Annotated in this window: 7 protein-coding genes; all 7 read left to right on the plus strand. The window is 59.6% G+C overall.

The window, feature by feature from the left end:
* The coding region (locus tag BG842_RS09255; RefSeq protein ID WP_139136075.1) for an ABC transporter permease at positions 1 to 627 on the plus strand (627 nt) is incomplete at its 5' end.
* Positions 627 to 1,703 carry an ABC transporter ATP-binding protein gene (locus BG842_RS09260; RefSeq protein ID WP_069450537.1) on the plus strand — a complete coding sequence of 359 codons (1,077 nt, stop codon included), beginning with the start codon at positions 627 to 629 and terminating at the stop codon, positions 1,701 to 1,703. The genes BG842_RS09255 and BG842_RS09260, both read left to right, overlap by 1 nt.
* Positions 1,700 to 3,031, plus strand: coding sequence for an ABC transporter ATP-binding protein (locus tag BG842_RS09265; protein WP_069450538.1), 1,332 nt, complete (start codon positions 1,700 to 1,702; stop codon positions 3,029 to 3,031). The genes BG842_RS09260 and BG842_RS09265 overlap by 4 nt, the downstream gene beginning before the upstream one ends.
* A 38-nt stretch (positions 3,032 to 3,069) precedes the next feature.
* Entirely contained in the window at positions 3,070 to 3,480 is a 411-nt protein-coding gene (locus BG842_RS09270) for a hypothetical protein (RefSeq protein WP_254663015.1), read from the plus strand.
* A gap of 37 nt (positions 3,481 to 3,517) precedes the next feature.
* Positions 3,518 to 4,084, plus strand: coding sequence for a hypothetical protein (locus BG842_RS09275; RefSeq protein ID WP_069450540.1), 567 nt, complete (start codon positions 3,518 to 3,520; stop codon positions 4,082 to 4,084).
* Positions 4,085 to 4,195: 111 nt separating this feature from the next.
* Positions 4,196 to 5,044: a CBS domain-containing protein gene (locus BG842_RS09280; protein WP_069450541.1), complete on the plus strand. Its 849-nt coding sequence runs from the start codon at positions 4,196 to 4,198 to the stop codon at positions 5,042 to 5,044.
* Positions 5,041 to 5,830, plus strand: a 790-nt coding sequence (glyS, locus tag BG842_RS09285; RefSeq protein ID WP_069450542.1) for a glycine--tRNA ligase, incomplete at its 3' end; no start/stop codon positions are given. The genes BG842_RS09280 and glyS, both read left to right, overlap by 4 nt.

Raw genomic sequence — 5,830 nt, forward strand, 5'->3', positions numbered from 1 at the left:
GGATTCGCTCTGCTGACGGCATACTACAAAGGTCTGATCGACCTTGCTGTCGTCATTGTCGGTGACTCCATCATGTCGCTCCCGCGTCTGTTGTTCCTCATTCTGATATCGTTTGTCATGCAGGGAACTTGGCTTGCGGGGGTCTACAATGGTGGACTCCTCCTGGCGTTGCTATTCGCGGCGACTGGCTGGCCGTTCCTGTGGCGTGCAGTGCGCGGTCCCGCCTTCCAAGTGGCCGGACAGGAGTGGATAGACGCGGCGAAAAGCTTCGGACAGAAGCCCACTGTGACAATGAAAAAACACATGGCTCCATACATCCTTGGCTACCTACTCGTCTACGCCTCGATGACGCTCGGCGGTATCATCATAGCCGTCGCAGGGTTGTCGTTCCTCGGTCTGGGTATCAACCCGCCGACGCCCGAGTGGGGTCGCGCTGTCGACATGGGACAGGGATACGTGACCACCCAATCTTGGCATATCTCGTTCATTCCCGGTGTGCTCATTGTCCTCGTTGTAACCGCGTTTAACGCGCTCGGTGACGGCATCCGCGACGCTATTGACCCACAGAGTCAGGGCGGTGAAGAGGGCGGTGCTGAAGTCGCCGCGGCAGGAGGGAGTGGTGCATAATGGCATCAAATCAACCCACCGAGTCGATAACCCGCGAAGAGGCTATCTTACAGGTCAAAAACCTTCAGACGGCGTTCTTCACGGATAAGGAAGTTATCCGAGCATGCGACGGTGTCTCTTTCGACATCAAACGCGGCGAGACGGTCGGTATAGTCGGAGAATCCGGGTCTGGGAAGAGCGTCACCGCACGCTCCATTATGGGCCTCATTAAGTCCCCGGGCCGTATCCTCGGTGGAAGCATTCAATTCAAAGACGAGGAGTTGACGACGAAGAGCGAAAAGGAGTACCGACGGATTCGCGGCGGCGACATCGCGATGGTGTTCCAAGACCCCCTGACGAGTCTGAATCCCGTCTACTCCGTAGGAAACCAGATCAAGGAGTCACTCCGTCTCCACCAAGGACTAACGGGAACGGAAGCGACTAAGGAAGCCATCAACCTGCTCGAAGCAGTCGGTATCCCGGACGCCGGACGGCGGGTTCGTGAGTATCCCCACGAGTTTTCGGGCGGGATGCGCCAGCGCGCGGTCATCGCTATGGCGCTTGCCTGTGACCCCGAACTCCTCATCTGTGACGAACCAACGACAGCGCTCGACGTGACGATTCAGGCGCAAATCCTCGAACTTCTCGAAGAATTGCAAGAGGAACGCGATCTTGCTATTATGTTCATCACGCACGACATGGGTGTCATCGCCGAAATTGCAGACCGCGTGAACGTTATGTACGCGGGCGAAATCGTCGAAAGTGCCCCCGTCGTGGAACTGTTCGAGAACTCACGCCATCCCTATACACGAGGTCTTTTACGAAGTATCCCGGGGAACAACCCGGATTCGGACCGCCTCGTTACCATCGAGGGTGACGTTCCGACGCCGAACGAACCAGCGACCTACTGTCGGTTCGCTCCTCGGTGTCCCGAGGCGTTCGACTCGTGTGATAAGGTTCACCCGGTTCCCGTCGAAGTCAACGCCGATGAGAATGACCACTCCGCCGCGTGCTTGCTGTACCCCGAAGATGTATCGCAATCCGAAGCCATCGACGTGCATCGAAATGTGGCAACCGAAAGTGAGGAGGAACTATGAGCGAAGTACAACAGAGTAAATCCACCACCGTCTCCGAAGGCGAGACGCTCGTCGAAATAAACAACCTGAAGACCTACTACGGTGATGGCGGTCTCATCGATTCGACCCCCGTCAAGGCTGTTGACGGCGTTTCGCTCGAAATCAAGCGCGGCGAGACGATCGGTCTGGTCGGCGAATCCGGCTGTGGTAAATCGACGCTCGGTCGGACGCTCATCCAGTTGGAGGAGGCGACCTCGGGCGAAGTGTTGTTCGACGGCACCGACATTACGGAACTGTCGGGTAAGGACCTCAAGGACTGGCGGCGCAACAGCCAGATGGTGTTTCAGGACCCCGAGTCCAGCCTCAACGACCGGATGACTGTCGGGGAAATAATTCGCGAACCGCTCGACGTTCACGATTGGAAGACGCCTCGGGAGCGCCGCCAGCACGTTCGAGAACTCCTCGACGTAGTCGGGTTGCAACCCGAACACTACTACCGCTACCCGCATCAATTCTCGGGCGGACAGCGCCAGCGTATCGGCATCGCCCGCGCGCTCGCGCTCGAACCCGAGTTCATCGTGCTGGACGAGCCGGTGTCCGCGCTGGACGTGTCAGTACAGGCTCAAATCCTCAACCTGCTCGAAGACTTGCAGGACGAATTCGGTCTGACCTATCTGTTCATCGCTCACGATCTCTCCGTGGTTCGGCATATCTGTGACCGCGTGGCGGTAATGTATCTCGGTCACATCATGGAACTCGGACCGGCGGAGGAACTGTTCGAGAACCCGAAAAACCCCTACACGATTTCACTTCTCTCGGCGATTCCAGACCCGGACCCGACGAGTCGCGGCGAACGCGTCACGCTTCGGGGAACGCCCCCAAGTCCCCGCGACCCGCCGAAAGGGTGTCCATTCAGCACACGATGCCCGATGAAGATTCGGCCCGAGGAGTTCCAAAACGTGGACGACGAACTCTGGCTCAACATCGAAATTTTCCGCGAAGTCGTTCGTGAACGGTCACGCGCGGATCGGTCGGTGACCGACCAGGTGAAGGAACTTCTTGGTATGGAGACGCGATTCTCTGAAATTGCAGATATCCAACAAGAGTTGTTCGCCGACGTCGATATCCCGCGGGATATCCAGCAGCACATTCACGAGGCATCGGACTACATCGAGAACAACGACGAACAGCAGGCTCGCGAGTACCTGCGCGACGTGTTTGGAAGCGTCTGTGATTCAGACTCCCCCAGCGACAACGTGGTGAGCGACTCCGGTCGCTTCAGCCACTGTCACCGCCACCTCGACGAGTACGAGGAGCCTGACGAGTTCACGCCGTACACGATGCGGTAATGGACGCGCTGGACCGGTCTCCACGGCGGGGACGACAGATGCTCGACGCACTCGTCTACGCCATCACAGTGACCGGTGTGGCATTCGCCGTCGGGTTCGTCGTGAGTTTCTCCCTCGGCGGCGGCCTGCTCGGTACCAAATACTTCCTGTTCTTGGTCGGCTTCGTGCTATTCGGGTACGGCGCGTTTCAGTTGCGTCCATCCCGCGCGTGGAATGTGGACAAATCCAGCGACGAAATCGAAATCTTTCGCATCAAGAATACCGGTGATGTCATCGGTTCGCGCGAGGAGACGCGATTTCAGTCCACCGTGCAGCGACTGCCACCACTGTCGTGGTATTCGATTCCACCCGAGGAGCGGTTCTCATCCGGTGCGAAGCTTTTCCTCGCCAGCATCGCCATCCTCCTCACGTCGTTCCTCATGGAAGCTGTGTTCGGCGTTGGCGTATAACAACAGTTTTTACCGCTTCGGCACCTGACATCGCGGTATGCCAGAAACCGGCGACGATGAAGGCAACTATGCAGAGCGAATCGCGGCGAACGCGGACGCGGAGAAGGACGCGTGGGGGATGACGCTCGAAGACATGAACAAGATGGCTGATGACCTCGAATCCGAGGGGTGGGACGTCGTCAAAGTACCCGCCAGCCACACCGCACCGGAAGGTCCCGAGGCGGGCGATACCGACCGATTCGGTCTCGTCTACGTCATCCCAGACAACTACGCCGGCGACTTCCGCGAAGCGGTCGAGGAGGGAACGTTCCCGCAGTATCAGGTCTTCCGCAAGGAAGTCGGCTCCCGCGTGTTCCAGCTCACGCAGTTCCTCGACCCCGACACCGAAACCGCGATTCTCATCACGGGCACCTACGAGATGATGCACGCGCCGCCGCTCGTCAAAACGGCGATGGAAGAAGACGAGATGTTCAGTCACGTCCAGACGCTGGACGGGACGGTTCACGGGTCGTTCCGACACGACGACTACACGAAGTTCTTCCCGGAGCCGGAAAAGTACGAAGACTACGTTGTGGAAGCAAACGTCGGAACCGACGACGAATAGTCACCGTCCGTCGGTTCCCTCTGTCTCACCTCGATTTTGCATCCGCGCTTCCGCTTTTCGTCCCCCCGCGCTTCGTAGGGTACAAGAAGGGTGAAGCCGTATCCGGCGGATATGAACGTTGCCGAAGCGATGACACCCGGGTCAGACGTGGTTACTGTCGAGCTTCCGGGCACGCGCGACGATGTGCTCGAATACTTGCAGGAACGCTCGTTTTCCTCCGTTCCGGTCGTCAAGCAGACTGACGACGGCGAGCAGTACCGCGGTCTCATCTCGCGCGATGACCTCATCGAGAACCCCGACGAAGACCAACTCGCGATGCTCATGCGCGACGTCGCGACGACGACGCAGGACGCGTCCGTCGAAGACGTCGCTAAATTGATGTTGGACGAACGAACCCGCCGCGTCCCCGTCGTCGATGGCGAACTCGAAGGAATCGTCACCGTCACGGACGTCGTTCGAGCGATAGCCGAAGGCGAAGCCGATGGCGACACGGACGTCGGCGAACTGGCGAGTCCGGACGTCAACACCTGCTACGTCGACACGCCGCTGAGCGTCGCCGAACGCGAAATCTACTACGCGAACGTCCCGTACGCGGTCACGCTCGGCGAGGACGGCGAGATGAGCGGCATCCTCACCGAAGTCGATATCATCGACGTCGCCCGCGTGGTCGAAGGCGAGGACGACACCGGCGGCAGCATCGCAAACGAGGACGACGCGTGGATGTGGGAGGGAATCAAATCGGTCGGCAACAGTTACATCCCGACTCGAAACGTCCAGATTCCGTCCGCCCCGGTCAGCGAGTACATGACCGACGACGTGGTGACGGTTTCGAAACACAAGACCGCGCGCGAGGTCGCACAGATGATGCTGACGAACGATATCGAACAGGTTCCCCTCGTCAGCGGCGACCTCCTTGTCGGCATCGTGCGCGACGTGAACCTGCTGGAGGCGCTTAAATGACCGGCGAGCTGGTCGAACTCGCCAAGCGTCGTGGTTTCTTCTTCCAATCGTCGGAAGCATACGGCGGCGTGTCCGGCTTCTACGTCTACGGCCCGCAAGGTGCGGCGCTGAAGCGAAACATCGAGGACTCGTGGCGCGACCGCTTTCAGGTACAGGAGGGCCACCGGGAGATAGAAGCACCGACGGTGATGCCGGAACCCGTCTTCGAGGCGTCGGGCCACCTCGACACTTTCGACGACATGCTGGTCGAGTGCCCCGAATGCGGCGAGAGCCACCGCGCAGACCACCTCATCGAGGACAACACGGACATCGAGGACGCGGAAGCCATGCCGCTTTCGGAAGTCGGCGACCTCATCGCCGAGTACGACCTCCACTGTCCGAGCTGTGATACGCCGCTGGCGGGCGAGCCGGTCGAGGATTTCAACCTCATGTTCGAGACGGACATCGGTCCCGGCTCCGGCCACCCCGGCTATCTCCGCCCCGAGACGGCACAGGGCATCTTCGTCGAGTTCCCGCGACTCAAGGAGTACGCCCGCAATCAACTCCCGTTCGGTATCACCCAAATCGGCACGGCCTACCGGAACGAGATCAGCCCGCGGAAATCCATCATCCGCGTCCGGGAGTTCACGCAGGCGGAACTCGAACACTTCATCGACCCCGAAACCGACGAACCGCCGCTTCACCACGTCGAGGACGTCGAAGTGACGCTGTACTCCGCCGTCGAACAGAACGACGATGACGGCGACTACCTCCGAACGACCATCGGTGAGGCGGTGGAGGAGGGCA

Source organism: Haladaptatus sp. W1, assembly GCF_001723155.1.
GTDB lineage: Archaea > Halobacteriota > Halobacteria > Halobacteriales > Haladaptataceae > Haladaptatus > Haladaptatus paucihalophilus.